Below are 24,467 nucleotides of genomic sequence, written 5' to 3' on the forward strand. Positions count from 1 at the left end.
TCCCCCGCTGACGGGGAAAAAATGGTTAGAATGTGTGGCTGAACCGCCATCTCAGAGCAAGCCGATGAACAAGCACAACGATTCCGAGCGCACTACCCATTTTGGCTACCAGACGGTGGCCGAATCGGAAAAGGCCAACAAGGTCGCCGAAGTGTTCCACTCGGTCGCAGCCAAGTATGACCTGATGAACGATCTGATGTCCGCCGGTATCCATCGGTTATGGAAACGCTTCACCATCGAACTGTCCGGCGTGCGCCAGGGCAACCGGGTGCTGGACATCGCCGGCGGCACCGGCGATCTGACTCGCAAGTTTTCGCGTCTGGTCGGCCCGGAAGGCGAGGTGGTGCTGGCTGATATCAACGCCTCGATGCTCAAGGTCGGACGCGACCGGCTGCTCGACAAGGGCGTGGCTGGCAATGTGCGCTTCGTCCAGGCCGACGCCGAGGCCCTGCCGTTCCCGGACAACCACTTCGACTGCATCACCATTGCCTTCGGCCTGCGCAACGTCACCCACAAGGACCGTGCGCTGGAGTCAATGCTGCGGGTACTCAAGCCAGGTGGTCGCCTGCTGGTGCTGGAGTTTTCCAAACCGGGCAACCCGCTGCTGTCCAAGGCCTACGACCAGTATTCGTTCACCCTGATGCCGCTGATGGGCAAGCTGGTGACCAACGATGCCGAAAGCTACCGCTACCTGGCCGAATCGATCCGCATGCATCCGGATCAGGAAACCCTCAAGGCGATGATGGAAGAGGCCGGCTTTGCCCGGGTCAGTTACCACAACATGACCGGCGGGATCGTTGCCCTGCACCGGGGAATCAAGCCCTGATGCTGACCCAGGCTCTGCTCGCCGGGATCGAACGCAGTCTGGCGCTGGCCGTTGCCCGCGACCCGGTGACCGCCCAACGGCTTGGCCGACTGGCCGGCAAGGTACTGTTGATCCAGGCCCGCGACCCTGACTGGCAGCTGTGCCTGCTCCCCGACGCCGACGGTATTCAGTTGCTGGCCAGCGCCGAACTTGAGCCAGACTGCACGCTGAGCGCGCCCAGCGCGCTGTTGGCCCGGCTGGCCCTGAGCAGTCAGCGCCAACGCCTGTTGCAGGATCCGGCCCTGACCCTCACAGGTGACAGCCAGGTACTGATCAGCCTGCAAAACATCATCGCTGACCTGCGTCTGGACGGCGAAGCCGAGCTGGCCCGCTGGGTCGGTCCGGTGGTCGCCCCACTGATCGTCAAGCTGCTGCGCCATGGTCGTGACTGGGCCGGCCAGACCCACGACAGCCTGACCCGAACCCTGGGCGAGTACCTGACCGAAGAGTCGCGCCAACTGATCGGTCGCGACGAAGCCGATGTCGCCAGCCGCAAACTTTACGACCTGCGGCTGCGCCTGGAGCGCCTGGAAGCCCGCGTCAATCAACTTGGCCCCACGGACCCGGAAACGCCCGACGCATGAACCTGACCGCCTTGCTGCGCCTGCTGCGCATCCTGCAGATCTTTATCCGCTATCGCCTCGACCAGTTGCTGAGCCCGCTGCCGCTACCTTGGCTGGCGCGCCTGCTACTGGCCATCGGTCCCTGGCGACTGCGTCCGGCGCCGCGCCAGCTCAGCCGCGGCGAGCGGCTGCGGCGGGCCTGCGAGGACCTGGGTCCGGTGTTCATCAAGTTCGGTCAGATTCTTTCGACCCGCCGCGATCTGCTACCTGACGACATCGCCCTGGAACTGGCCCACTTGCAGGACAAGGTACCGCCATTCCCGGCTGATCAGGCCCGGCAGCGGATCGAGCAACAGCTCGGCCAACCGATCGAGCAGGTTTTCGCCAGTTTCAGTGATCAGCCACTGGCCTCAGCCTCGGTGGCTCAGGTGCATGCCGCCCGACTCAAGGATGGCAGCGAAGTGGTGGTCAAGGTCATTCGCCCGGGCATCGGCGAGATCATCGACCAGGATATCCAGTGGCTGTTCCTGGCCGCTCGAGCCCTGGAAAAGCTCTCCAGTGAAGGCCGGCGGCTGCGCCCGGTCGAAGTGGTCAGCGACTATGAAAAAACCATCTTCGACGAACTTGATCTGCTGCGCGAGGCAGCCAACGCTTCGCAACTGCGACGCAACTTCGAAGACTCGCCACTACTCTATGTACCGCGCATCTACTGGGACTGGTGCCGCCACAAGGTACTGGTCATGGAACGCATCACCGGCATCCCGGTGACCGACCTGGAGGCTCTGGCCGATCAACGCACCGACATGCGCAAGCTGGCCGAGCGCGGCGTGGAAATCTTCTTCACCCAGGTGTTCCGCGACAGCTTCTTCCATGCCGACATGCACCCGGGCAACATTTTCGTTGCCCACAAGCACCCGTGGGAGCCGCAGTACATCGCCATCGACTTCGGCATCGTTGGCAGCCTCACACCCGAAGATCAGACCTACCTGGCGCGCAACCTGATGGCCTTCTTCAAGCGCGACTACCGCCGGGTCGCGCAATTGCACATCGACTCCGGCTGGGTACCCGCCGACACCCGGGTCAACGAATTCGAGGCAGCAATCCGCAGCGTCTGCGAGCCGATCTTCGAACGTCCGCTCAAGGACATTTCTTTCGGTCAGTTGCTGCTGCGACTGTTCCAGACCGCCCGGCGCTTCAATATGGAGGTCCAGCCGCAACTGGTGTTGCTGCAAAAGACCCTGCTCAACATCGAGGGCTTGGGACGCCAGCTCTACCCCGATCTCGATCTGTGGACAACCGCCCAGCCCTATCTGGAGCGCTGGATGCGTGAACGGGCACTGCCCCAACAGCAATGGCGCCATGCCCAGCAACACCTGGAACGTCTGCCGCTGCTACTGGACAACGCTCAGCAGGCGCTGCAGCACCTGGCTCACCCGCAGCCGGCCCGTTCAGCACACAGCCGGTCGGTCTGGCCTTTGCGCCTGGCCGGGCTGCTACTGCTCGGATTCGGCGCCGCCGGGCTGGGCCTGAATCCCGGCGACTGGAGCCAGACGCCGGCCATACACTGGCTCAGCGGCGCCATTGGCGCCTGGCTGATACTGCGCCGCTAGCGCGATGCATGACATAACTGGCACACTTAGCCCATGAACCCGATATCCAACGACACCGCCTGGCTGGACTGCATCAAATGGGATGCTGACGGTCTGGTTCCTGCCATCGCCCAGGACGTACACACCCAACGCGTACTGATGGTGGCCTGGATGAACCGTGAAGCGCTGCGCCTGACCGCCGAGGAAGGGCGCGGCATCTATTGGTCTCGCTCACGGCAAAAGCTGTGGCGCAAGGGCGAGGAGTCCGGCCACGTGCAGGTACTGCATGAACTGCGCCTGGACTGCGACGCCGATGTGATCATCCTGATGGTCGAACAGTTGGGCGGCATCGCCTGTCATACCGGCCGTCAGAGCTGCTTCTACCGGGTCTGGAAAGATGGCCAGTGGCAGGTGGTAGACCCGGTGCTCAAGCACCCCGAACAGATCTACGAGCACAAACATGAGTGATACTCTGACCCGCCTGGCCGCGGTTCTGGAACAGCGCAAGCAGGCCAGTGCCGACGGCTCCTATGTCGCCAGCCTGCACGCCAAGGGCCTGAACAAGATTCTGGAGAAAGTCGGCGAGGAATGCACCGAAACCCTGCTGGCGGCCAAGGATTGCGAGCACCGTGACGACAAGTCGGAGCTGGTTTACGAAACCGCCGACCTGTGGTTTCACAGCCTGGTCATGCTCAGCCATCTGGGCCTGGGCCCGGACGACATATTGAAAGAACTGGAACGCCGCTTCGACCTGTCCGGTCTTGAAGAGAAAGCGTCCCGTCAACACAAATAGGGCAATGCCCTGGAGGTAGGCAATGGGTTTTGGCGGCATCAGCCTGTGGCAACTGTTGATCATTCTGCTGATCGTGATCCTGCTGTTTGGCACCAAGCGGCTCAAAGGCATCGGCAGCGATCTGGGCGAAGCGATCAAGGGCTTTCGCAAATCGGTCAATCAGGACGAAGACAAGCCAGCTAACGACAGCATCGAGAAGAAAGACGCCGATACCATCGACGTCACCGCCGAAAAGAAACAGGACAGCCAGTCCAAGGACTGATCGTCCATGTTCGATATCGGTTTCATCGAAATGCTGGTGGTGGCCATCATCGCCCTGCTGGTGCTCGGTCCCGAGCGCCTGCCTGGTGCTGTGCGCACCGTGGGCCTGACCATTGGCCGGATCAAGCGTGGCTTCAGTGAAGTGCGCGAGCAGGTCGAGCGTGAAATCGGTGCCGACGAACTGCGCCAGCAACTGCACAACGAACGGATCATGGCCGAGCTGGAGAAGCAGGCCCTGGGCAAAAGCTCCAACGTGAAACGCAACGGTAACCAGAACGTCACGACCGATGCGCAGACTGACACACCGGACCAGCCCAGCACAGCTCCTGACCATGACAGCCCAGCACCCCGTGATGAACAGCGATAACAAGCCCACACCTGCAGCCGACGACATGCCGCTGGTCGCTCACCTGACCGAGCTGCGCTCCCGGCTGCTGCGCATCATCCTGGTCTGGCTGCTGATCTTTGCCGGGCTGTTCTACTTCGCCAACGATCTTTATACCTTTATCTCCGAGCCACTGCGGGTCTATCTGCCTGAAGGCACCAGCATGATCGCCACCGATGTGGCCTCGCCGTTCCTGACCCCGTTCAAGCTGGCCCTGGTCTGTGCGTTGTTCATCGCCATGCCGTTCGTGCTGCACCAGCTCTGGGGCTTCATAGCCCCTGGCCTGTACAAGCACGAAAAGCGTCTGGCGGTGCCGCTGCTGGTGTCCAGCATCCTGCTGTTCTATGCCGGCATGGCGTTCGCCTATTACGTGGTGTTCCCGCTGGTGTTTGGCTTTTTCACCAGTACCGCGCCGGCCGGTGTGGCGGTGATGACCGACATCAACAAGTACCTGGATTTCGTCCTGACTCTGTTTTTGGCCTTCGGCCTGGCGTTCGAGATCCCGGTGGCCACCGTACTACTGGTGCTCAGCGGCGCGGTAACGGTCGAAAAACTTGGCCGCATCCGCCCTTATGTGGTGGTCGGCTGCTTCGTCATCGGCATGGTACTGACCCCGCCGGACGTTATATCCCAGACCCTGCTGGCGCTGCCGATGTGGCTGCTGTACGAAGTCGGCATCCTGTTCAGCCGGTTTATCCGCCCGCGCCCCAGTGGCAGTGACGAGTCCCCGCCAGCGGCATGAACCTGCTACTGCTCGAAGACGACGACTTCGTCGCCAGCGACCGGGTGCGGCTCAGCGGGCGACGGCTCAAGCACATGCTGGAGATTCATCAGGCCGAAGTTGGCGACCTACTGCGGGTCGGCCGGCTGGGAGGGCTGATGGGCCAGGCCGAAGTTCTCAGCCTGAGCCCTGACAGCACCGAACTGCAGGTTCAGCTCGACCAGCCACCGCCTGCCAAGCTGCCACTGACCCTGCTGCTGGCCATGCCCAGACCCAAGATGCTGCGCCGCATCCTTCAGCACTGCGCCAGCCTGGGCGTGGCCGAACTCATCCTGCTCAACAGCTATCGGGTGGAAAAGAGCTTCTGGCAGACGCCGTTTCTGCAGCCCGAGCAAATCCGCCACAACCTGCTGCTGGGACTGGAGCAGGCCCGCGATACCGTGCTGCCACAGGTACGTATTGAAAAGCGCTTCAAGCCCTTTGTCGAAGATCAGTTGCCAGCGCTGCTGAGCGACAAACAGGGACTGCTGGCCCATCCCGGCCCTTACCCGGCCTGCCCCCGGGCTGTGACCCAGCCGCTGCTGCTGGCCATCGGCCCGGAGGGCGGCTGGATCCCCTATGAAGTGGACAAACTGTGTCAGGCCGGACTGCAACCGGTACAACTGGGCGAGCGCATCCTGCGCGTGGAAACCGCAGTTACAGCCCTGATCGGCCGACTGTTCTAAACCCGTTCCAGCATCACCGGCACCGGCCGGCAGACGGTATTGCATACCGGCGAATGGTCCTTGGCAAAAGCCAGCAGCTCATCCAGTTCCTGATCGCTGCAATCGGCCTCGATAGCCATCTCAATCCGGATACTTTCATAGCCCACCGTGGCCTGCGGATCGAGATTGAGAAAACCTTCCAGATTGATCGTGCCGCTCAATCGGGTCGACAGCTTGCGGATGGTGATACCTCGAGCCGTGGCATGCAGCACCGTGGTAGTGGTGACACAACCGGCCAGCGCATGCAGCAGGTACTCCACCGGGTTGGCACCTTCATTGTGGCCCAGCAACACCGGCGGCTCACCGTTGGTGTAAACGAAATCGGCGCTGCGTGACTGGTCTTCGGCACCTACGCCGTAGAAGCCGCGAATCTGCGAGCGGTTTTCCCCGCCATTGATCCACTGGTTGCTGGCGCGGAATTCGAATTGCGCCAGGCTGGGCTGGTTACTCAGCAGGTTAATGGTCTGGTCCAGTTGGGCCAGGTCAAGGCCATTGCGGGTCAGGGCCGGAGCTTGTGCGTTCATCTTGCCTTCCTCATTGCTACAGTGATTATCGATGCAAGCGCTAAAACGTTCGCGCTTGCAGGCAAGATAAGCTGTCGACTGGCAGCCGATCAGATGGAGTTTTGACAAAAACAGGGCATTCGTGCCACTTCCGTACGGAGGTTTCATGATGAACGCCAGCAGCCAGCCCGTTCGCGCCCAGATCCTGGCACTGCCGGAAACCGCCGGCTCAGCGCTGTACGGCATGCTCGACGTGCTGCTGGCCACCGGCAACCTGTGGCAGACCCTGGTCGCCGATGAGCCGCCCCGGCGCTGCTTCGAGGTCAGCATCGTCGCCTTGTCCGACAGCCCCTTTCACTGCGGGCACGGCATCCCGGTCGAGCCGGTCTGCAGCATCAGTCAGGCCCCGCCCGCCGAGCTGCTGATCATTCCGGAAATCTGGCTGGCTCCGGAGGAACGGCTGGACGGTCGCTATCCCGAACTGATGCGCTGGCTGCAAGCTCAATATCGCGCTGGGGTGGCGATCTATTCAGCCTGTTCCGGCGCCATTTTGCTGGCCGAAAGCGGGTTGCTGGATAACTGCGCGGCGACCTCGCACTGGGGCTATCAGGATCTGTTTCGCCAGCGCTACCCTCAGGTTCGATTCCACCCCGAAGCCAACCTGGTGGTCGCTCAGCCCAATGGCCGGCTGGTTACTGCCGGCGGCACCACCTCCTGGCATGACCTGGCTCTGCACATCATTGCCCGGCATATCGGCATCGGCGAGGCCTTGCGAATCGCCAAGGTCTATCTGCTCAAGTGGCACGATGAGGGTCAGTTACCCTTTACCGGACTGGTACGGCGTACCCCCCATGCCGACGCCGTGGTCCGGCGCTGCGAAAGCTGGCTGCAGGACAACTTTCAGGACAGTCAGGCACTGGCGCACCTGCTGCAACAGGCCGCGCTGCCCGAACGTACGCTCAAGCGCCGGTTCAAGCAGGCCACCGGCTGCTCGCTGATTGAGTATTTGCAAAACCTGCGGATCGAAGCGGCCAAACGGCTGCTGGAGCAGTCGCGCCTGGCGATCGAAGACATCAGCCTGGCGGCCGGCTACGAGGACACCTCATTCTTTCGCCGGCTGTTCAAACGCCTGACCGGACTGACTCCGGGCCAATACCGGCGCCTGTTCCAGCCACTGGCCCGGGCTCTGGACTAATCGGCTCGCGGCGCGCCGACCAGCGTCGGCAGCACGTCATCATCACGCCAGCCAAAACCAGCCTGAACCTGCACATCACGGGCACCGACTGGCTCACCGCATTCGGAGCAGACCATCACCGGGCGCATGACCTGGCCACAGCCCTTGTGCACATGCAGCACCGGCGCGCCGCGCTCATCGGCCATATGCCGATCGCCCCAGTGCACCAGCGCCAGCAGTACCGGGTGCAACTCCAGCCCCTTGTCGGTCAGCCGGTACTCTTCACGTAGCGGGCGCTGCTGATAAACCTGCTTGCGCAATACGCCGTGTTCGACCAGTTTTTTCAGACGGTCGGTGAGAATGTGCCGGGTAATACCCAGACGCCGCTCGAACTCGTCGAACCGGCGCACCCCGAGAAAACAGTCACGCAGCACCAGCAAGGTCCAGCGATCGCCGACCACCGCCAGGGTGCGGGCCAGGGAACAAGGTTGTTGATCGAGATCTTCCCAGCGCATGGGCAGGACTCCTTGAGGATGGTCTGCACAGAATAATAGCTTGACAGGTTCCAAAAAGGAACTGAGTATTAATCTGTAGGTTCCAAAACAGAACTAACGAGGACAACAACATGCCCAAAGCCCAGGTCGCTATTGTCATCGGTGCCGGCGACGCCACCGGCGGCGCCATTGCCCGCCGTTTCGCCCGTGAAGGTTTTACCCTGTGCATCACCCGACGTCAGGCCGATGCCCTGCAGCCATTGGCCGAGCAGATCCGCGCCGAAGGTGGCCAGGCGCATGCTTTTGGCTGTGATGCCCGGCGCGAGGAGCAGATGGTGGAGCTGTTCGAGCACATTGAGCGTGACATCGGCGAGATTGCCGTGGTGGTATTCAATATTGGCGCCAACGTCCGCTTCGGCATTACCGAAACCACTGAGCGGGTTTATCGCAAGGTCTGGGAAATGGCCGCTCTGGCGGGTTTTCTCAGCGGCCGGGAAGCGGCCAAGGCGATGCTGCCGCGAGGCCGGGGCACCATCATCTTCACCGGGGCGACTGCCTCACTGCGCGGCGGCAACGGCTTTGCCGCCTTCGCCAGCGCCAAGTTCGCGCTACGGGCACTGGCCCAGAGCATGGCTCGCGAACTCGGCCCGCAGGGTATCCACGTTGCCCACCCGATCATTGACGGGGCCATCGACACCGCCTTTATCCGCGACAATTTCCCCGAGCGCTACGCGCTCAAGGACCAGGCCGGGATTCTCGATCCGGAGCACATTGCCGAGCAATACTGGCAGTTGCATTGCCAGCCGCGTGACTGCTGGACCCATGAACTGGATCTGCGCCCGTGGATGGAAACGTTCTGATTTAACGCATTGAACAAACGCACCGGAGACCTTGCGATGAGCAAACAAGTCGAATTCTTCTTTGATGTCGGCAGCCCAGCCAGCTACCTGGCCTGGACCCAGCTCCCAGCCCTGGCTGCGCGGCAGCAGGCCGAGATCGTCTGGAAACCCATGCTGCTGGGCGCGGTGTTCCAGGCCACCGGCAACAGCTCACCGGCCACCATCGAGGCCAAGGGTCGTTATACCCGGCTGGATTTTCAGCGCTTTGCCCAGCGCTACGGCGTCGCCTTCAACCACAATCCGTACTTTCCCATCAACACCCTGCTGCTGATGCGCGGGGCGGCGGCCTATCTGGACGGTCCGCGCTTTGCCGACTACCTCAGCGCCATCTTCAAAGCCATGTGGGTGGATGCCCAGGACATGAACCAGCCCGAGGTAGTAGGTACTGTGCTGGCCAAGGCCGGTTTCGATCCGCAGGAAGTATTGGCCTTGTGCAACGACCCTGCCACCAAGGAGCGGCTCAAGCAATTGACCGCTGAAGCGATTGAGCGTGGAGTGTTCGGGGCACCGACGCTGTTCGTGGCCGACGAGATGTTCTTCGGCCAGGACCGGCTGGATTTTGTCGAGCAGGCGCTGCAAGCGGAGTGAAAGGCTTGACGACCAGGGTTCCGCGGCCTAGCTTTGGCGGACTATCTACACCCGGAACCCTGTCATGCTTTCGCTTGCGTTCAAATGCCTGCTCGGCGCTCTGGCCGTGCTGGCTATAGCGCTGTTGGCCAAATCTCGGCATTTCTACATTGCCGGACTGGTACCGCTGTTCCCTACCTTCACTATCATCGCCCACTACGTGGTGGGCACTCAGCGACTCTCCAGTGATCTGCGCATGACTGCGATCTTCGGGCTCTGGTCGCTGATTCCCTACGCCCTCTATCTGCTGGCGGTCGCCTGGTTCAGCCAACGCTTTTCGCTGCTGATCACCCTGCTGCTGGCGGTGGCCGCCTGGACCGTGGCCGCAGCAATCCTGGTCCATGTCTGGTCGCGGATCTACCCGCTGCAATAACTCAGACTTCGAGCAGCAGGGTCACCGGGCCGTCGTTGACCAGGTGAACCTGCATGTCAGCACCAAAGCGGCCACTGGCAACCTGCGGATGGCTGGCCCGGGCCCGCTCCAGCAGGTAGTTGAACAGCTCTTCGGCCAGTGCTGGCGCGGCTGCGGTGGAAAATCCCGGGCGCAGGCCCTTGCGGGTGTCGGCCGCCAGCGTAAACTGCGAAACCAGCAGCAGCCCGCCGCCGACATCCTGGAGCGAGCAGTTCATCCGCCCCTCGGCATCGTTGAAGACCCGGTAGTTGAGCAGCTTGTGCAGGAGCTTGTCGGCCTTGGCCTGATCATCGCCTGGCTCGACACCGACCAGCACTAGCAGCCCCTGATCAACCGCACCCACCACCTCGCCGGCGACCTCAACCCGGGCATGGCGTACCCGTTGCAGCAAACCCTTCATGCCTTACTCCGCCTGCGGGGTCAGATTCAACAGGCGCTGGGCCATGCTCTGAGTCGCCCGCACCAGCGCATCGGCGATACTCGGCTCGGAGGCGGCGTGCCCGGCATCGCGAATGATCTGCAGCTCACTGCCAGGCCAGCGCTGATGTACGGCATAGGCATTGTCCAGCGGACAAACCATATCGTAGCGACCGTGGACGATGATCCCTGGGATATGGGCGATGCGGCCCATGTTGGCCAGCAACTGATCGGGCTCCAGAAATGCCTGATTGATGAAGTAGTGGCACTCGATCCGGGCAATGGCATAAGCCCGGCGGGCCTCGCTGAAACGCTCGACCACCTGGCTGCTCGGGCGCAGCGTGGCGCAGCGCCCCTCCCACACCGACCAGGCCTTGGCCGCATGCATGCGACAGATCTCGTCATCACCGGTCAGGCGCCGATAGTAGGCAGCCACCATGTCATCGCGCTCGGCCTCGGGGATCAGCGATACATAGTCCTCCCAGTAATCGGGAAACACGTGACTGGCGCCTTCCTGGTAGAACCAGTGGATATCCTGGTCACGGCAGAGAAACACCCCACGCAGGATCATTCCCAACACCCGCTGGGGGTGGGCCTGAGCATAGGCCAGCGCCAGGGTCGAGCCCCAGGAACCACCAAACAGCACCCACTGCTCGATACCCAGATGCTCGCGCAGCGCCTCCAGGTCATCGATCAAATCAGCCGTAGTGTTGTGTTCCAGACTGGCATGTGGCGTTGAACGCCCCGAGCCGCGCTGGTCAAAGGTGATGATTCGATAGATCGAGGGGTCGAAAAAACGCCGGCTCAGGCTATCGCACCCCGCTCCGGGACCACCGTGAATGAATACCACCGGCAGCCCCTCAGCCTGGCCACTTTCATCGGCGTAAAGTACATGTGGTGACTGCACCGCCAGTTCATGCCGGGCGTAGGGTTTGATCTCCGGGTACAGCAGCTGCATGATGGGGCTCCTGGGCTGGGCGGGCGACTTTGTCGCGCCTGGCGATATGCTCAACACACCACATTACTGACCGGCGAGGCATATGTCACCTGTACGTTTTTTCGCACTGGGCCTGCTGGCCCTGATACTGCTCGGCTGCTCACGTCCGAGCCCGGATGAGCAGCTCAATCGCAGTCTCACCGAGTTGCAGGAGGCGATCGAAGCACGCTCCAGCGAGCGGGTGCTGAAACTGCTGCACCCGGAGTTCAACGCTCATCAGCCCTATGACCGCGACTGGGCCAGACGCACTATGGCCCTGCTGTTTCTTCAGCACCAGCGCATTCAGGTGCTGGTGTTGAACCAGACGACCCAAATCGACCCGATCTACAGTGGTCAGGCCCGCACTGAGGCCCAGGTCACCCTGGGCGGCGCAGAGCGTTTCATACCCGACAGTACCCGCTATTACCGCATCACCCTGGACTGGCTGGAAGATGACGGCGACTGGCGCGTTCATCGCCTGAGTTGGGAATAGCAGCAACCACGGAGTGGCGCGTTTCTAGCGCTCTGCTGCGCTTCAGGCTTTAATAAACCAAGGCTTCAGACTCTTGGCTGGCACTGTTTGTGCTTGCCTACAACAATAAACCACCGCCTTGAGGATGTCGCATGCCGCTTGAGCGCGCCAGTTGCCAAGCCCCTGATCAACGCCTGATCAGCCTGCAGAGTACTTGCCTGATCGCCCACTGCTTTGCGGCCCAGGGGTTGTCGGTCAGCGACCTGCTGAACGCCACCGGACTGAGCGAATCCGACCTTGAGCAACCTTCGCGGTTGATCACCCCAGCCCAGGAACAGCAGGTATTCGCCAATGCAGCCAGGTTAGCCAACTCGGCCCTGATCGGCCTTGAGCTGGGTCAACGCATGCGCATCTCCGCCTACGGCCAGCTCGGCTATGCCATGCTGTCGAGTCCCACACTGGGTCAGGCGCTGGAGGTCATGCTCAGCTATCCGGTGCTGCTTGGCAGCTATTTCCGCCTGTCGCTTGAACTGCTCGATGACGGCCTGGTTGCCCTCAGCGCCCGCGACTATCATGAATCGCCACAACTGCGGCTGTTCAATACCGAGCTATGCCTGTCATCGGTCAAGGCCATGCTCGATGATGCTCTGGGTCAGCCTTTGCCCCTGAGCGCCATACACCTGAGCCTGCCGGCTCCCAGCCATGCCGAACACTACCCGCAGGCATTCGGGGCCTGTCAGTTGCTGGCACACCAGGATGCCGAACGGCTGGTATTCGATTCGCACTGGCTGGATGCCCCGCTACCGCTGGCCGACCCGGTTACCCAACATGAAGCCCTGCGCCAATGCCAGCAGTTGCAGGAGCGTTTTTGTGCCCAACAGTCCCCGCTGGTTGTCAGCCTGACCGAACAGTTGCAACAGACTCTGGATGCACCGCCAAGCCTGGAGCAACTGGCCGGGCGCCTGCACTGCACCTCCCGTACCCTACGCCGCCACCTGCGCCAGGCCGGCTGTGGTTATCAGCAACTGCTCGACCAGTTGCGCCTGCAACAGGCCAAGACCCTGCTCAGCCGCCCTCATCTACCCATCTATGTCATCGCTGAACAGCTCGGTTTCAGCGAGAGCGCCAGTTTCCGCCATGCCTTCATCCGCTGGACCGGCATGACCCCGCGAGCTTGGCGCCAACGCCAGAAAGCAGCCGAACACTAGGCCCTGTCCGTTTCGATCCCTTTTCTGTCCCCAGCTATCGTTCCGCCTCATGCCGCCAGAGGCCATGATCAAGGTCAGCCCCCTGGTAGAACAACAACCGGAACGAGAACCACCATGCAGACTTTCTACAGCGATGACCACCGCCTGCACCACGGCCAGGCCGAGCTTAACAACGGCCAACTGATGCCCTGCTTCGAGAAACCCTCACGCGCCGATATGGTGCTCGAACGAGTCAGAAGTACCGGTTTAGGGCCGGTGCAGGCACCCGAGGACTTTGGTCTTGCGCCCATCAAGCGCGTGCATGACAGTCAGTTTGTCGACTTTCTCAAGGGCGCCTGGGCCCGCTGGGCTGCACTGGGCCGCAGCCATGACATGCTCCCGCTGGCCTGGCCGCCACGGCGTATGCCGGCACGCTGCCCCGAGGATATCGACGGCCAGCTCGGCTACTACAGCTTCGACGCCGGGGTACCGATGAACGCCGGCAGTTGGCAGGCCATCTACAGCAGTGCCCAGGTAGCACTCAGTGCCCAGGCCCGGCTCGCCACCGGTGATCAGGCCGCCTTCGCCCTGTGCCGACCACCCGGACACCATGCCGGAATCGACTACATGGGCGGCTACTGCTACCTGAACAATGCTGCCATCGCCACCCAGGCCCTGCTCGACGGCGGGGCACGCAAGGTGGCGATTCTCGATGTCGACTTCCACCACGGCAACGGCACCCAGGACATTTTCTACCAACGGCCTGATGTACTGTTCCTGTCGATTCACGGCGACCCGCGTCACGAATACCCCTGCTTTGCCGGCTATGCCGATGAACGCGGTGAAGGTGCCGGGCTGGGCTACAACTACAACTATCCGCTGGCCGCCGGCAGTGACTGGACGCGGTGGTCGCAGGCACTGGCTGATGCCCTGCGGGTGATCGCCGGTTATGGCGCCGATGCTCTGGTGGTTTCGCTGGGGGTAGACACCTACAAACAGGATCCGATTTCCAGCTTCAAACTGGACAGCCCCGACTACCTGCGTATGGGTGAGCAGATCGCCAGCCTCGGCCTGCCCAGCCTGTTCGTGATGGAAGGCGGCTACGCCGTCGAAGAGATCGGCATCAATGCCGTCAATGTCCTCAGCGGTTTTTCCAGCCGACGCTGATTCACCTTAGGAGCACCACCATGAAACTCAAGCCACTCTTGCCAACCCTGGGGCTCATGCTCCCGCTCAGTCTGTTTGCCACCCAGAGCCAGGCCGCTGACGTGCGGATCTACAACTGGTTCGACTACACCCCGCAATCGACCCTCGACAGCTTTCAGGCCGCCACCGGCATCCGCCCGACCCTGGACACCTTTGACTCCAATGAAGTGCTGGAAGCCCGGCTGATGTCCGGACGTTCCGGTTATGACGTGGTGGTGCCCAGTGACAGCTTTCTGGCCAAGCAGCGTCAGGCCGGTGCCTTTCAGAAACTGGACAAAAGCCTGCTGCCCAACCTCGGCAATCTCAACCCGGACCTGATGCAGGCGCTGGAGGGCAATGACCCGGGTAACGAATATGCGGTGCCTTATATGTGGGGTACCAACGGGATCGGCTTCAATGTCGACAAGGTCAGGGCAGTGCTGGGCGAGGATGCCCCGATCGATTCCTGGGCCCTGGTGTTCGACCCCACCTACATGGCCAAGCTGGCCCAGTGTGGCGTGGCGTTCCTCGACTCACCCTCGGAAATTCTGCCCGCCGCCCTGCACTATCTGGGTCGCGACCCCAACAGCACCGAGGCCGACGATTATGCCGCCGCCGAAGAACTGATGCTGGCGATCCAGCCCTATGTCCGCTATTTCCACTCCTCACGTTTCCTCAACGATCTGGCCAACGGGGAAATCTGCGTCGCGGTCGCCTGGTCCGGCAGCATCCTGCAGGCCGATGCCCGGGCTCAGGAAGCAGGTAATGGGGTGCAACTGGAGTACCGGATACCCAAGGAAGGCACCCAGGTCTGGTTCGATCTGATGGCGATTCCGCGTGATGCGCCCAACCCGGCCGGCGCCCATGCCTTTATCAATCACATCCTCGAACCCGAGGTAGTGGCGGCGATCAGCAACGAAGTGGGTTACGCCAACCCCAACCAGGCAGCCACTCCACTGGTCAAGGAGTCCCTGCGCACCAATCCCGGAGCCTACCCGCCAGCGCAAGTGCAGGCCCGGCTGTTCACCCTCAAGCCCTTGCCGATTGCCGCTGAGCGTATCCGCACCCGGGCCTGGAACAGGATCAAGACCGGCAAGTAAACAAAAGCCCCGGAGCAGGAATCAAACTCTGCTCCGGGGCAGCCACTCAGCCGCCGAACGGCGCTCTGCCGATCAGCCAGAGGTGCAGCCACAGGGCAAAGATCACCCAGGTAACCAGCCCGACCACCACAACCGCAGCATCCCGACTCAGCTGGCCGCTAGCCGGTACCAGCCCGGCCAGCCGGTCACGCCGACGGTTGCTGACGTAGGCCGCCGTGGCCCACACCAGAAAACCGCCAAACAGCAGCAGGTCTGCCAGGGTACCGTTGGCAATCAAGTGGGCCAGCGCCCAGAACTTCACCCCCAGCAGCATCGGATGACCAACCCGGGCCTTGAGTTTTGAACCCGGCAGATAGGCGGCAACCAGCAGAATGAATGCCGGTATGGTCAGCAGGGCTGCCAGGTGGCGAGTCCATACCGGCGGCACCCACAGCCAGGTCGGAGCCAGCCGTGCCTGCCCATAACCCCAGATGATCAGCACCAGACCGATCAGCGCCACCAGCGAATACAGCCCCTTCCAGGGCATCAGGCCCAACCGCTGCACCTGTTGCTCACGCCAGGCCGGCGCCAACATGCGCAGCGAATGCACGCCAAGAAAAATCACCAGACCAATCACCAGAGCCAACATCGGTATATCCTTTTTTCGTTGTTATGGCCCTGGCGAGTAGTCCAGGGCTGGTTAGCGGGTTTCAGGGTAGGCTTTCAAACTCCCCGCCTGCGAACGCACCAGCAAGGCACCGGTGTCATCGAAGTCAAACCCGTCGATCGCTTCCAGCGTTTCCAGGAAACGCTGCTCCTGCTCCATCAATGATGGAGCGCAGGCCATCATGGTGGTAGCCGCCTGACTGACCGTCAAGCTCTCACCCGTGAGGGCGTACTGGCCCATGAAGTTGTTGCACGAAGCGCGCCCGGCAATCCGTCCGTCAGGGAAAAAGTTCAGGGTCACCCGCGACCGGTCGATGATACCGCCACCGTTGATGTCTTCCACCACCCATTCAACACCCTGCAACAAACGTTCGGGCTGACCACCACACCCTTGAAGGGTTTCGCCATCGACCATCAGGCTGACCTGCTGGGGGAAGGGCATCCCGCTCATGCTGTCGCGGCACAGCCGTTCGGTAACCAGCAGGGTTATCGTCTGTTCGCCCTCACCAGCGTCAATCCGGCTGCGGCTGGTGCTTTCCTGCTCGTTACGATAGGGCAAGGTGCGCGTCAGCTTGTCGTCCATGCGCTGCAGGCTCAACTCGCCCGCGTCCAGCTCGACCGACCAGAACGGCTCATTGCCCGTAGCTTTGAATGGCTCGACAACCGCTCCCGGCGGCACGCAAAGCGGATACTCGTCACCGTTAAGCGTCAGCCAACCCTGATTGCCCTTGCTCCAGAAACTGGTGCTGGGGTCGCCCTCAAGCTCGAACTTGGCTCCCGACGCACTGACCGCCGGCAGCAGTACCAGCTCCTGACCCTTGGCATTGAGCATCAGCTTGTCATCTTCATAGCCGACGTTGATCTGCAACTGGCCACAGTTGAACACGTTGCTGAAAGCCGAACCCCGATGGGGCAACAGCACGATCTCGCCCAACTCGGCATCACCACCGGTCAGGTCCACTTCTACCGGGCCAGACGCCCAGGTAGTACGCCCACCCTCCTGAATCGCGGCCCGCAGCACATAGCTGGAAGCCTGGGCCAGAGTCTGGGCATCCACCTCCAGGGCAAAATTAACCGGCACCTGCTGGCCATCCAGGCTGATGCGCTGCTCAGCCAATACGCCGTCCCCATCGGCTGCCTCGGCATCACGCAACTCAACCAGCACCTGACTATCAGGCAACAGGGCAATACGCGCCCGATAAGTGAGGCTGCCGCTGACCCGGCTCAGGGCCTGTTCGGCCTCCTGCTCAGTGACCCGCTCGCTGCTGGCCGGCGCCTCGCTGGCAGGTTCTGAGCAGCCGGTTAGCGCCAAAACGGCACCCAGCGACAAGGCAATGGCAAGTGGTGTGAGTTGCATAATGGTTCTCCCTGAACAATGGAGCCCATCAGACCCGAACCAGCCGGTTCGGTTCCTGGGCATTCAATCCGGCAGCCAGATACTGCCTTCCAAATACAAGCGTGCCTGCCCGGCAACCAGCACGTAATCCTCGCCGACCTGACAGTGCAGTACGCCGCGCCGCGCCGAGGCCTGCAACGCCGTTAGCTGCGGGCGGCCCAGCCGCCCAGCCCAGAACGGCGCCAGACCGGCGTGGATGGAGCCAGTTACCGGATCCTCCAGCCCACCATTGGCCGGCCAGAAATAGCGCGAGACACAATCGAACTCACGCCCCGCTGCCGTCACCACGGTATCGCGCGGCGCCAGGCGGGCCAGGGCGGTGGGCTCGGGTACCACATCATGCACAGCCTGTTCATCATGATAGACGGCAAACCAGGCCTGGCGGTTGCGCCAGACCTCATCCGGGCGGATAGACAAACCTTCCAGCAACGCCAGCGGCACCTCATCGACCGGCTCCGGCGCCAGCAAGGGGAAGCGCATTTCAATCAAACCATCGGCCTTGCGCCAGACCTGCAACCGGCCGACGGCCGGAGCAGTGAAGCTCAGCACCTCGCATTCCGGCATCTGGCGGAACAGCACAAAGGCGCTGGCCAGAGTGGCGTGCCCACAGAAATCGATTTCCGCCAGCGGCGAAAACCAGCGAATCGCATAGCTGCCATCCGCCGAGGGCACAAAAAAAGCGGTTTCCGACAGGTTGTTCTCGGCCGCTATCGCCTGCATCAGCGGCTCGGGCAACCACTGGTTCAACGGCACCACCGCCGCCGGATTGCCGGCAAACAGGCGGTCGGTAAAAGCATCGACCTGATACAGTCTCAGCGACATAGCACTCACTCCATAGCCAGTAAATGCAAGAGTTTAGCCACAGTGCCGCTCAGCAGCCTGCAACAGCCAGTGCGGATTCAGGCATAACAGTTTCTTTAAAAAGATGATCCCGGCTCCTGTAAAAAGGCCAACTCCTCGGCCGTGGATGGCCGGCCAAGAATGGCGTTGCGATGCGGATAGCGGCCAAAGCGCTCAATGATCTGCTGATGCTTGAGTTCATAATCCAGACTGTCGTGCTGCCCCAGCGCGGTAAACAGCCTGACCGCCTGCTCATGGATAACCGGCGACTCGCTGTGCATATAGGGCATATAGAGAAAGCTGCGCTGTACCGGCGGCAGTTGCTGGTCGAGCCCGGCGGCGACGGCCTCCTGGGCCAGCACCAGCGCCATCGCGTCATTGGCAAAGGCCCGCGCAGTGTCACGCCAGATATTGCGCGAGAACTGATCCAGCACCAGGATCTCGGCCAGCCGGCCTTCAATCGTGCGGCGCCAGGCGGCCAGCTCAGCACGTTCGGCCTGCTGGTGCAGCGCCAGAAAGCGCCGGGCCACCAGTTGATCGAACTGCGGATCCTTCTTCCACCATTGCCCGGGTTTGATTTCCTCGAACCAGAAAGTCAGTATGGCTTGATACATGCACACATCCTGTTTGCCGGGAGAGTCTATTGAGAACGCGCCTGAGCCCACGCCCACCGCTGCTGGCCCTGATTGGCCTGGTCACCCTGCTGGTGATCTTCGCCTTGCTGCCGATCAGTGTAGCCGACCTGCTGAGCTGGGGCGCCCAACTGGTTGGTCATCCGCTGGCTCTGGCCGGGCTGGTGCTGATCATGCTGCTGTTGATGAGTTTCGGCCTGCCCGGCAGCCTGTGCTTCTGGCTGATTGCCCCCTTTCATCCCCCCTGGCTCAGCGTTCCGCTGCTACTGGTCGGTAGCGTCGGCGGCGCGCTGGGCGCCTACTGGCTCGGACGCAAGGTTGGCTCGGCCTGGCGCCCCGGGAAACTGGCTCGCCAGGTACTCAGGCTGCTGGCCAAGCGCAGTGACTTGCTCACCCAATGCGCGCTGCGCATCCTGCCCGGCTTTCCCCACGCCTTCATCAATCTGGCCGCCGGTGTTCTGCACCTGCCCCTGATTACCTATATGCTGGCGGCCGTGGTGGGCCTGAGCATCAAATGGACCGTCTATGCCCAGGCAGTCCACGGCATGGTCAGCGCCGCCCAGGCCGAACAAGCCCTGGGGCTGAGCAACCTGCTGCCGCTATTGGTGTTGGCCGGTCTGCTGGCTCTGGGCGGCCTGGCCAAGCGCCTGTGGCTGAATCCCAAGTCCAACTGACTGGACTACACCCGAGCTCGGCTTTTACGTATCATCCGCGCCAACTCGCCTTCAGTAGACTGAGCATGAAACCCGAGCTGATCAAAGCCGCCGACATAGACCGTACCGACACCTGGCTGCGCTACCGCAAGGGCCTGTGCGACAGTTGCCATGGCAGTTGCTGCACCCTGCCGGTGGAAGTCCGAATCGACGACCTGATCCGCCTTGAGCTGGTCGACGAGTTCGAGCGCAGCACCCCGCTCAAACAAATCGCCAAGCGCCTGCAAAAGGAAGGCGTAATCGAGCGCCTGAACCTCAAGAGCGGCATCTTCACCCTGCGCCGCATGAGCAACGACGACTGCCTGTTCCTGGACCGCCACAGCCGCCGCTGCACGGTCTACGACAAACGCCCCGATACCTGCCGCAATCATCCCCAGATCGGGCCGCGTCCGGGCTTTTGCGCCTACCGACCGCGAATGAGTTAGTGGCCAGCAGTGCCCAGCAGATACTCGCGAATCAAACGCTGGCGGGTTTCATGAACGGCCGGGGCATCCAGAAACGGGTGGTCCCAGCCGGCCTCATGATGGGTCCCTAGTCCCAAGGCGGCAGCCCGCTCGCGTAGCGGCCCGACCATGCTCTCATCCAGCACGCCATCGCGGCCCCCGGTAATTATCAGGACCTTCGAACCCAGCGATTCAGACAGATTGTTGAGCGGATCAACCCAGCCTGGACAGCCATAATCAGACAGCCGACTGGGGCTGGAATCGATTACCACAGCGTCAAACTCCGCCCCAGCACCGATCACATTCATCATCACCAGTCCACCCAGAGAAATGCCGTATAGCAGGGTGCGCTCATAGCGCTGGTTGAACCGGGCCACCATCTCCCGGTAATCGGCAATGATCGCGTTGAGTCGCCGGCGCCCTTCCGAGCGACCATAGCCTCGATAATCAAACACATAAACATCGTAGCCGGCTGCAGCATAGTCACCCAATCCAACAATCAACTGATCGGAGATCATCGCATTGCCAGAAGCTACCAACAGATAGCCCTTGGGCTGGATATGCGGCAAGTGGCTGTCCCGAGCGGCATAACGGTAGCCACGCAGCACCTTGCCGTCATCGGCAACAAATTCAGCCAGAGAAATATCCGGGTGACGGGTCACCCGCTCGGGAACAGGTAAGGGCGTCAGCGAACTCCAGAGGGTAAATACCAGGGGTTCCTTGAACCAGCCGCAGATTGCAGCCTCACGCGGGGTATCGGCCAAGACTGGTTGGCTGGTAGTCAGAATACTCAGGGCAAGGGCACTGAGACGGCGCATGAATCGCCTCCCCAAACCTGTTGAAGGTTAGCTGCCCCGATAGTACTCCCAAGGTTGGCCGGAGAGAAAGTCAGGCCGGGAAACGAACACCGGACCTAATCAGGCCCGGTGTTCAAGTCGCGCTTAGTAAGGGCAGTTGCTGCGATGCTCGTTGATGTTGGAATCGGAAGTGTGGTTCGGGCCGCAGAGGAACTGGTGGTAACGGCGGTCCTGATCCAGGTGCAGTTTCATCCAGGATACGCCAAGACGGCTCAGAGCACGGTCATAGCGACCAAAGGAGCTACCGCCATTGGCACAGTAGTGGTTGCCGTTGGTAAGACGGAAATAGGCCTTGTCGATATCATCCGGCAAGCGGTTGTAGAACGGCGAGGCGTGGCTGCTGACCGGCGCGATAGTATCCGACTGACAGGCAAAGATCATAGTCGGAGCCTGAACATTGCGGAACTGCAGGCTGGAAGAGTCCCATGGTGCCAGCGGAATTGCGGCGCTGATGCGACCTTCTGTGGCTACCCGCAGGGTCCCGCCACCACCCATCGACCAACCGATTACCCCCAGACGGTCGGTATCGATCATGCCACGTACCGGGCTACCGACCCGGGTGTTCTGGGCAATCAGGTAATCCAGCGCATTGTTGATCTGCCGAGCCCGGCTGGCCGGCTGGTCAAAGCCACTGTTGGTGTCGATGGTCATGACCACGAAACCATGGGAAGCCAGCTTCGGACCCCACCAGTCAATCGAGGACTCAGCCGAAACAAAACCTGGGATCACCACAATCGCAGCCATGGTGCCGGTTGTGCCGCTTGGGTAGTGGATAGTGCCGCCGCCAAAGCCACTGACCAGACTCGACACTCTGCTGTCGCGCACAGAGTAGGGGCCACGATCCGCCTCAAGGAATGAAACGCTTGGGTCAGGGCCACGCTGATAAGGGCTGGGGCCAGTGTCGGGATCACCTGGACCCGGGTCAGGGTTGGTAGCCAAGGCAGAAGCGGAAAGCATCAGTGCGCTGGCAGTCAGCATCGAGAGCAGGGACTGCTTGATGGTTCTGGTTTTCATGTTGTCTCCAGGATCATGCGGATTGTTATTGTTCGATCACCGCCCGCGAACCGGGAATGTTCGACAGCCGGGGGCATGTGTGCAGGGGCATTACATAGCAAGAGGAGAAAGCTTGGTATCGCCTTTTCAGGTGATAAAACCCGGGAGAAAACAGCGGACCGACGGCCTGGACGGCCCGTAGAAAGAGTGATTCAAACTCGAGACCAAACCTCGATATGGTGACGGCGCGCCACCCGCACGCCGGTGTTGGCCGGCAAAGCCCCGGCCAGCCCAACACGCTCTAGCTCGGCCATAACCCTGACCTGTTCCGGCTCGGGCAAGGCCTGAACAGTGTCACTGGCACGCTGCAGGACATAACGCAGATAGGGCTCAACCCCGGTCTCGATGGGCACTCCTCGAAACTCGGTCTGCACGCTGGCAATCTGTCGTCGGTGGGGCTTGTCGGTCACTGGCGCGCCATCGGCCGGCTGCTCACGCACCGTCCAGGCATCAAGAAACGCCAGCTTGTCGCCAAGCTCCGGAAACAACTCCGCAGCCACGTGCTGCAACAGTGGCTCCAGGGTCGGCGGTATCTGGTCATCCGGCCACAACCCCTCAGGGCCGTCCAGATACTCGACCACATCCAGATCGGGCGCCGTCATCCGCTCGACCCAACGGAACACTCTGGGCGAGCGCAGTTTCATCAATTGAGCAGGTATCGGATCACGCCCAAGGTGGGCGAACAGACTACCAATCATGCCGTAATCGGCCAGGCTCGGACGGCCACCCAGCAGGTAGGGCATACACTCGAAGTGAGCCTCGAGAATGTCCAGCAAACGCAGGTAGGAAGCTTCGATCAACGGAATGCTCGCCTCAGTCACCCCCAGACGCGGCAGATAGGACTGCATGCGCGCCATCACCTGCTGAGCCAACACCGCCCCGGAGCCGCTGGCAAAGGCATGCTCAAGAAACTCTCGCTGCTGCTCCAGATATGACCAACGGTAATGCATCGCATGCCTGAGCAGACCCTGCCCGCCGTAATACTCAAGAATAACCGCCAGCACACGCTGCAACGGCGTAGACGGGTAAGCCGGATATGGCACACCCCGACGCTCGAAATAATCGATGATGTCGACCGTATCCTGAATCACCTGACCATCCGGCGTCTCCAGCACCGGAATGATCGCCCGGCCAATCAACGGCACAATACGCCCAACAAAGTTTGGATCCGCCGTCGGGCGCTCACGGTAAGGAATGCCCTGATTGCGCAGATAACAACGTACCTTGGCGGTATATAGCGAATGGGGCACCCCGTAGAGGGTGTAAATTGGGCTGGTCGAGGGCATGGTGGCGTCCTTGTGTTGTAATGTATTCCGGCAGACTTATTCTCTAGGGAACAATTGGCTGCTGCCCGCTCAAGTGGTCAAACCAACAGCACTATCGATAACCATCGTTGAAGCCAGCGCATCCCCAATACGGCGCCCACTCAGCAGTATGACAATAGCCTCCAACGGAAACAGAACCGGCAACACAAGATTGCGTAGTGCCGACTGCCACCAACTGCAATCCTGATAAGTCACGCTGCCAATGACCGCCAGCCCCAACATGCGCTTACCAAGACTCTGGCCTCTTGGCAAAGCATCTTTGAACAGCAAGTAGGCAACCGCCACCCAAAGCATGATGCTCGAAAATGGCATAACATTAGCGCCCACAATCAGTGAAAGTAGTAAAGGAATCTGCGAGGCCAGCAGCCAGCAGATCAGCACATCGACAAGGCAAGCAGCTAAACGTTTTATGTGTCTTGGCGCAGGTAGTGTTTTTCCCATATCACCCTTTCTCCATCATTATAAAGTGTACAAGCTGCGCAATTTAGGCACGGCAATTCCCGCCACAAATAAATCTGTCCCCTTTTCCCGTCCCCTTTTCCCGAACGAGCGGATACGGATTCGGGTGATGCAGGGCTGTTTGGTGATTACGGCGGAGTGAAAACAAATCCCCCGGCGAGAGCCGGGAATTTATATCGCACCTATTTATCGAAGAGACCAGTCATGTATAGAAATGTATTGAATGATTTGATCTGGAGCATCCTCTAAAGAAGCCCGGTAATCCGTTAAGAAGCTAATCCCCGCCAATATGCTTTCATCTTTCACAATAAGAAAATCATCATCCATATCATTGAATAAAATACCAAACCCCGCCCCCTCTAGATTTCGCAGATCATCTCCCGGCCTTACCCCAAAGAAACTACCGCCATATCCCTTCCCAACATCTACCCTATACAGCCTCAAGCTCTCCTCAAACTCCAGGCAGATTACATCATTCATATAGATAAGTGACTGGACCAGCGTGCAAGGACCGCCAGGCAAACCACATCTCGACTTCACCCCAATCCAACCAGTGTTTGAGGAAAGCTTTTCATCTAGCGTGGAATCTTTGTCATGCCATTCAACGAAACCTACTCGCTTTAGAATTGAGTCAAAGCCTTCGCCAATCTCAAATCCAGCAGCACCTTTCGCAGGAATCAGCTCTGCCATTAAATCAGGAGTATAAATAGACATTGC

The 24,467-nt window shown here is 60.9% G+C and carries 32 protein-coding genes; 19 read left to right on the forward strand and 13 right to left on the reverse strand.

Features of this window, described 5'->3' with window-relative positions; genetic code table 11:
* The first annotated feature begins 64 nt into the window (after positions 1-64).
* Genes ubiE through BVH74_RS03690 form a run of 9 tightly spaced genes read left to right on the forward strand, consistent with a single transcriptional unit; the run spans position 65 to position 5,902 of the window.
* Complete coding sequence (ubiE, locus tag BVH74_RS03650) at positions 65-826, forward strand: bifunctional demethylmenaquinone methyltransferase/2-methoxy-6-polyprenyl-1,4-benzoquinol methylase UbiE (protein ID WP_080048754.1); 762 nt, start codon at positions 65-67, stop codon at positions 824-826.
* Positions 826-1,449, forward strand: a complete 624-nt coding sequence (locus BVH74_RS03655; RefSeq protein WP_080048755.1) for a ubiquinone biosynthesis accessory factor UbiJ — start codon at positions 826-828, stop codon at positions 1,447-1,449. Before ubiE ends, BVH74_RS03655 begins: the two co-directional genes overlap by 1 nt.
* Entirely contained in the window at positions 1,446-3,038 is a 1,593-nt protein-coding gene (gene ubiB, locus BVH74_RS03660) for a ubiquinone biosynthesis regulatory protein kinase UbiB (RefSeq protein WP_080048756.1), read from the forward strand. The genes BVH74_RS03655 and ubiB overlap by 4 nt, the downstream gene beginning before the upstream one ends.
* Before the next feature lie 33 nt (positions 3,039-3,071).
* A complete protein-coding gene (hisI, locus tag BVH74_RS03665; protein WP_080048757.1) occupies positions 3,072-3,485 on the forward strand; it encodes a phosphoribosyl-AMP cyclohydrolase in 414 nt (137 codons plus the stop codon).
* A complete protein-coding gene (locus BVH74_RS03670) occupies positions 3,478-3,810 on the forward strand; it encodes a phosphoribosyl-ATP diphosphatase (protein ID WP_080048758.1) in 333 nt (110 codons plus the stop codon). The genes hisI and BVH74_RS03670 overlap by 8 nt, the downstream gene beginning before the upstream one ends.
* A 22-nt stretch (positions 3,811-3,832) precedes the next feature.
* Positions 3,833-4,072: a twin-arginine translocase TatA/TatE family subunit gene (gene tatA, locus BVH74_RS03675; protein ID WP_080048759.1), complete on the forward strand. Its 240-nt coding sequence runs from the start codon at positions 3,833-3,835 to the stop codon at positions 4,070-4,072.
* 6 nt (positions 4,073-4,078) lie between these two features.
* Positions 4,079-4,438, forward strand: coding sequence for a Sec-independent protein translocase protein TatB (gene tatB, locus BVH74_RS03680; protein ID WP_080048760.1), 360 nt, complete (start codon positions 4,079-4,081; stop codon positions 4,436-4,438).
* On the forward strand, positions 4,425-5,198 hold the full coding sequence (gene tatC / locus BVH74_RS03685; RefSeq protein ID WP_080048761.1) for a twin-arginine translocase subunit TatC: 774 nt from the start codon (positions 4,425-4,427) through the stop codon (positions 5,196-5,198). Before tatB ends, tatC begins: the two co-directional genes overlap by 14 nt.
* Positions 5,195-5,902: a 16S rRNA (uracil(1498)-N(3))-methyltransferase gene (locus BVH74_RS03690; protein WP_080048762.1), complete on the forward strand. Its 708-nt coding sequence runs from the start codon at positions 5,195-5,197 to the stop codon at positions 5,900-5,902. The genes tatC and BVH74_RS03690 overlap by 4 nt, the downstream gene beginning before the upstream one ends.
* Here the strand turns inward: BVH74_RS03690 and BVH74_RS03695 are convergent.
* Entirely contained in the window at positions 5,899-6,465 is a 567-nt protein-coding gene (locus BVH74_RS03695) for an OsmC family protein (RefSeq protein WP_080051607.1), read from the reverse strand. The genes BVH74_RS03690 and BVH74_RS03695 overlap by 4 nt on opposite strands.
* A 145-nt stretch (positions 6,466-6,610) precedes the next feature.
* Between BVH74_RS03695 and BVH74_RS03700 the strand changes: the two genes are divergently transcribed.
* Positions 6,611-7,639: a GlxA family transcriptional regulator gene (locus tag BVH74_RS03700; protein ID WP_205890211.1), complete on the forward strand. Its 1,029-nt coding sequence runs from the start codon at positions 6,611-6,613 to the stop codon at positions 7,637-7,639.
* On the opposite strand, the gene BVH74_RS03705 is transcribed toward BVH74_RS03700, so the two are convergent.
* Positions 7,636-8,133, reverse strand: coding sequence for a winged helix-turn-helix transcriptional regulator (locus BVH74_RS03705; RefSeq protein ID WP_080048764.1), 498 nt, complete (start codon positions 8,131-8,133; stop codon positions 7,636-7,638). The genes BVH74_RS03700 and BVH74_RS03705 overlap by 4 nt on opposite strands.
* Before the next feature lie 110 nt (positions 8,134-8,243).
* Between BVH74_RS03705 and BVH74_RS03710 the strand changes: the two genes are divergently transcribed.
* From BVH74_RS03710 to BVH74_RS03720, 3 genes are all read left to right on the forward strand, one after another.
* Positions 8,244-8,972, forward strand: coding sequence for an SDR family oxidoreductase (locus BVH74_RS03710; protein WP_080048765.1), 729 nt, complete (start codon positions 8,244-8,246; stop codon positions 8,970-8,972).
* Between the two features lie 36 nt (positions 8,973-9,008).
* Positions 9,009-9,599 (forward strand): 2-hydroxychromene-2-carboxylate isomerase, encoded by a 591-nt coding sequence (locus BVH74_RS03715; RefSeq protein WP_080048766.1) that lies wholly within the window; start codon positions 9,009-9,011, stop codon positions 9,597-9,599.
* Positions 9,600-9,663: 64 nt separating this feature from the next.
* Positions 9,664-10,011, forward strand: a complete 348-nt coding sequence (locus tag BVH74_RS03720; protein WP_080048767.1) for a GlpM family protein — start codon at positions 9,664-9,666, stop codon at positions 10,009-10,011.
* Position 10,012: 1 nt separating this feature from the next.
* On the opposite strand, the gene dtd is transcribed toward BVH74_RS03720, so the two are convergent.
* A complete protein-coding gene (dtd, locus tag BVH74_RS03725) occupies positions 10,013-10,450 on the reverse strand; it encodes a D-aminoacyl-tRNA deacylase (protein ID WP_080048768.1) in 438 nt (145 codons plus the stop codon).
* 3 nt (positions 10,451-10,453) lie between these two features.
* Entirely contained in the window at positions 10,454-11,425 is a 972-nt protein-coding gene (gene pip / locus BVH74_RS03730) for a prolyl aminopeptidase (RefSeq protein WP_080048769.1), read from the reverse strand.
* 82 nt (positions 11,426-11,507) lie between these two features.
* On the opposite strand from pip, the gene BVH74_RS03735 reads away from it, so the two are divergent.
* The 4 genes from BVH74_RS03735 (at position 11,508) to BVH74_RS03750 (ending at position 15,387) form a co-directional block, all read left to right on the forward strand.
* Positions 11,508-11,936, forward strand: coding sequence for a hypothetical protein (locus BVH74_RS03735; RefSeq protein ID WP_080048770.1), 429 nt, complete (start codon positions 11,508-11,510; stop codon positions 11,934-11,936).
* A gap of 131 nt (positions 11,937-12,067) precedes the next feature.
* Positions 12,068-13,123 carry an AraC family transcriptional regulator gene (locus BVH74_RS03740; RefSeq protein WP_080048771.1) on the forward strand — a complete coding sequence of 352 codons (1,056 nt, stop codon included), beginning with the start codon at positions 12,068-12,070 and terminating at the stop codon, positions 13,121-13,123.
* Positions 13,124-13,237: 114 nt separating this feature from the next.
* Positions 13,238-14,269, forward strand: coding sequence for a histone deacetylase family protein (locus BVH74_RS03745; protein WP_080048772.1), 1,032 nt, complete (start codon positions 13,238-13,240; stop codon positions 14,267-14,269).
* 20 nt (positions 14,270-14,289) lie between these two features.
* A complete protein-coding gene (locus tag BVH74_RS03750; protein ID WP_080048773.1) occupies positions 14,290-15,387 on the forward strand; it encodes a polyamine ABC transporter substrate-binding protein in 1,098 nt (365 codons plus the stop codon).
* 46 nt (positions 15,388-15,433) lie between these two features.
* Here BVH74_RS03750 and BVH74_RS03755 read toward each other — a convergent pair whose 3' ends face one another.
* The 4 genes from BVH74_RS03755 to BVH74_RS03770 form a co-directional block, all read right to left on the reverse strand.
* A complete protein-coding gene (locus BVH74_RS03755) occupies positions 15,434-16,015 on the reverse strand; it encodes an NnrU family protein (protein WP_080048774.1) in 582 nt (193 codons plus the stop codon).
* A gap of 51 nt (positions 16,016-16,066) precedes the next feature.
* Entirely contained in the window at positions 16,067-17,389 is a 1,323-nt protein-coding gene (locus BVH74_RS03760; RefSeq protein ID WP_177344507.1) for an META domain-containing protein, read from the reverse strand.
* Between the two features lie 63 nt (positions 17,390-17,452).
* Positions 17,453-18,238, reverse strand: a complete 786-nt coding sequence (locus BVH74_RS03765) for a PhzF family phenazine biosynthesis protein (protein ID WP_080051608.1) — start codon at positions 18,236-18,238, stop codon at positions 17,453-17,455.
* 107 nt (positions 18,239-18,345) lie between these two features.
* Positions 18,346-18,882 carry a DUF924 family protein gene (locus BVH74_RS03770; RefSeq protein WP_080048776.1) on the reverse strand — a complete coding sequence of 179 codons (537 nt, stop codon included), beginning with the start codon at positions 18,880-18,882 and terminating at the stop codon, positions 18,346-18,348.
* 29 nt (positions 18,883-18,911) lie between these two features.
* Between BVH74_RS03770 and BVH74_RS03775 the strand changes: the two genes are divergently transcribed.
* Positions 18,912-19,574, forward strand: coding sequence for a TVP38/TMEM64 family protein (locus BVH74_RS03775; protein ID WP_080048777.1), 663 nt, complete (start codon positions 18,912-18,914; stop codon positions 19,572-19,574).
* Positions 19,575-19,639: 65 nt separating this feature from the next.
* On the forward strand, positions 19,640-20,038 hold the full coding sequence (locus BVH74_RS03780) for a YkgJ family cysteine cluster protein (RefSeq protein WP_080048778.1): 399 nt from the start codon (positions 19,640-19,642) through the stop codon (positions 20,036-20,038).
* Here BVH74_RS03780 and BVH74_RS03785 read toward each other — a convergent pair.
* The 5 genes from BVH74_RS03785 to BVH74_RS03805 all read right to left on the reverse strand — a co-directional run bounded on the left by BVH74_RS03785 (position 20,035) and on the right by BVH74_RS03805 (position 24,464).
* On the reverse strand, positions 20,035-20,874 hold the full coding sequence (locus BVH74_RS03785) for an alpha/beta hydrolase (protein ID WP_080048779.1): 840 nt from the start codon (positions 20,872-20,874) through the stop codon (positions 20,035-20,037). The genes BVH74_RS03780 and BVH74_RS03785 overlap by 4 nt on opposite strands.
* A gap of 123 nt (positions 20,875-20,997) precedes the next feature.
* On the reverse strand, positions 20,998-21,927 hold the full coding sequence (locus tag BVH74_RS03790) for an alpha/beta hydrolase family protein (RefSeq protein WP_080048780.1): 930 nt from the start codon (positions 21,925-21,927) through the stop codon (positions 20,998-21,000).
* A 191-nt stretch (positions 21,928-22,118) separates the two neighbouring features.
* Positions 22,119-23,252: a glutathione S-transferase family protein gene (locus tag BVH74_RS03795; RefSeq protein ID WP_080048781.1), complete on the reverse strand. Its 1,134-nt coding sequence runs from the start codon at positions 23,250-23,252 to the stop codon at positions 22,119-22,121.
* 69 nt (positions 23,253-23,321) lie between these two features.
* Positions 23,322-23,732: an RDD family protein gene (locus tag BVH74_RS03800; RefSeq protein ID WP_080048782.1), complete on the reverse strand. Its 411-nt coding sequence runs from the start codon at positions 23,730-23,732 to the stop codon at positions 23,322-23,324.
* A gap of 204 nt (positions 23,733-23,936) precedes the next feature.
* Positions 23,937-24,464, reverse strand: a complete 528-nt coding sequence (locus BVH74_RS03805; RefSeq protein ID WP_080048783.1) for a hypothetical protein — start codon at positions 24,462-24,464, stop codon at positions 23,937-23,939.
* Positions 24,465-24,467 lie beyond the last annotated feature (3 nt).

Source organism: Halopseudomonas phragmitis (assembly GCF_002056295.1).
GTDB classification, from domain to species: Bacteria; Pseudomonadota; Gammaproteobacteria; order Pseudomonadales; family Pseudomonadaceae; genus Halopseudomonas; species Halopseudomonas phragmitis.

Coding starts and splice junctions, on each gene's coding strand:
- BVH74_RS03750 (WP_080048773.1), top strand. CDS start 14,290: ATGAAACTCAAGCCACTCTTGCCAACCCTGGGGCTCATGCTCCCGCTC.
- hisI (WP_080048757.1), top strand. CDS start 3,072: ATGAACCCGATATCCAACGACACCGCCTGGCTGGACTGCATCAAATGG.
- BVH74_RS03745 (WP_080048772.1), top strand. CDS start 13,238: ATGCAGACTTTCTACAGCGATGACCACCGCCTGCACCACGGCCAGGCC.
- ubiB (WP_080048756.1), top strand. CDS start 1,446: ATGAACCTGACCGCCTTGCTGCGCCTGCTGCGCATCCTGCAGATCTTT.
- BVH74_RS03710 (WP_080048765.1), top strand. CDS start 8,244: ATGCCCAAAGCCCAGGTCGCTATTGTCATCGGTGCCGGCGACGCCACC.
- BVH74_RS03695 (WP_080051607.1), bottom strand. CDS start 6,465: ATGAACGCACAAGCTCCGGCCCTGACCCGCAATGGCCTTGACCTGGCC.
- BVH74_RS03770 (WP_080048776.1), bottom strand. CDS start 18,882: ATGTATCAAGCCATACTGACTTTCTGGTTCGAGGAAATCAAACCCGGG.
- ubiE (WP_080048754.1), top strand. CDS start 65: ATGAACAAGCACAACGATTCCGAGCGCACTACCCATTTTGGCTACCAG.
- BVH74_RS03735 (WP_080048770.1), top strand. CDS start 11,508: ATGTCACCTGTACGTTTTTTCGCACTGGGCCTGCTGGCCCTGATACTG.
- BVH74_RS03760 (WP_177344507.1), bottom strand. CDS start 17,389: ATGCAACTCACACCACTTGCCATTGCCTTGTCGCTGGGTGCCGTTTTG.
- BVH74_RS03715 (WP_080048766.1), top strand. CDS start 9,009: ATGAGCAAACAAGTCGAATTCTTCTTTGATGTCGGCAGCCCAGCCAGC.
- BVH74_RS03720 (WP_080048767.1), top strand. CDS start 9,664: ATGCTTTCGCTTGCGTTCAAATGCCTGCTCGGCGCTCTGGCCGTGCTG.
- tatB (WP_080048760.1), top strand. CDS start 4,079: ATGTTCGATATCGGTTTCATCGAAATGCTGGTGGTGGCCATCATCGCC.
- tatA (WP_080048759.1), top strand. CDS start 3,833: ATGGGTTTTGGCGGCATCAGCCTGTGGCAACTGTTGATCATTCTGCTG.
- BVH74_RS03705 (WP_080048764.1), bottom strand. CDS start 8,133: ATGCGCTGGGAAGATCTCGATCAACAACCTTGTTCCCTGGCCCGCACC.
- tatC (WP_080048761.1), top strand. CDS start 4,425: ATGAACAGCGATAACAAGCCCACACCTGCAGCCGACGACATGCCGCTG.
- BVH74_RS03740 (WP_080048771.1), top strand. CDS start 12,068: ATGCCGCTTGAGCGCGCCAGTTGCCAAGCCCCTGATCAACGCCTGATC.
- BVH74_RS03690 (WP_080048762.1), top strand. CDS start 5,195: ATGAACCTGCTACTGCTCGAAGACGACGACTTCGTCGCCAGCGACCGG.
- BVH74_RS03670 (WP_080048758.1), top strand. CDS start 3,478: ATGAGTGATACTCTGACCCGCCTGGCCGCGGTTCTGGAACAGCGCAAG.
- BVH74_RS03755 (WP_080048774.1), bottom strand. CDS start 16,015: ATGTTGGCTCTGGTGATTGGTCTGGTGATTTTTCTTGGCGTGCATTCG.
- BVH74_RS03805 (WP_080048783.1), bottom strand. CDS start 24,464: ATGTCTATTTATACTCCTGATTTAATGGCAGAGCTGATTCCTGCGAAA.
- dtd (WP_080048768.1), bottom strand. CDS start 10,450: ATGAAGGGTTTGCTGCAACGGGTACGCCATGCCCGGGTTGAGGTCGCC.
- BVH74_RS03655 (WP_080048755.1), top strand. CDS start 826: ATGCTGACCCAGGCTCTGCTCGCCGGGATCGAACGCAGTCTGGCGCTG.
- BVH74_RS03795 (WP_080048781.1), bottom strand. CDS start 23,252: ATGCCCTCGACCAGCCCAATTTACACCCTCTACGGGGTGCCCCATTCG.
- BVH74_RS03785 (WP_080048779.1), bottom strand. CDS start 20,874: ATGCGCCGTCTCAGTGCCCTTGCCCTGAGTATTCTGACTACCAGCCAA.
- pip (WP_080048769.1), bottom strand. CDS start 11,425: ATGCAGCTGCTGTACCCGGAGATCAAACCCTACGCCCGGCATGAACTG.
- BVH74_RS03700 (WP_205890211.1), top strand. CDS start 6,611: ATGATGAACGCCAGCAGCCAGCCCGTTCGCGCCCAGATCCTGGCACTG.
- BVH74_RS03800 (WP_080048782.1), bottom strand. CDS start 23,732: ATGGGAAAAACACTACCTGCGCCAAGACACATAAAACGTTTAGCTGCT.
- BVH74_RS03790 (WP_080048780.1), bottom strand. CDS start 21,927: ATGAAAACCAGAACCATCAAGCAGTCCCTGCTCTCGATGCTGACTGCC.
- BVH74_RS03780 (WP_080048778.1), top strand. CDS start 19,640: ATGAAACCCGAGCTGATCAAAGCCGCCGACATAGACCGTACCGACACC.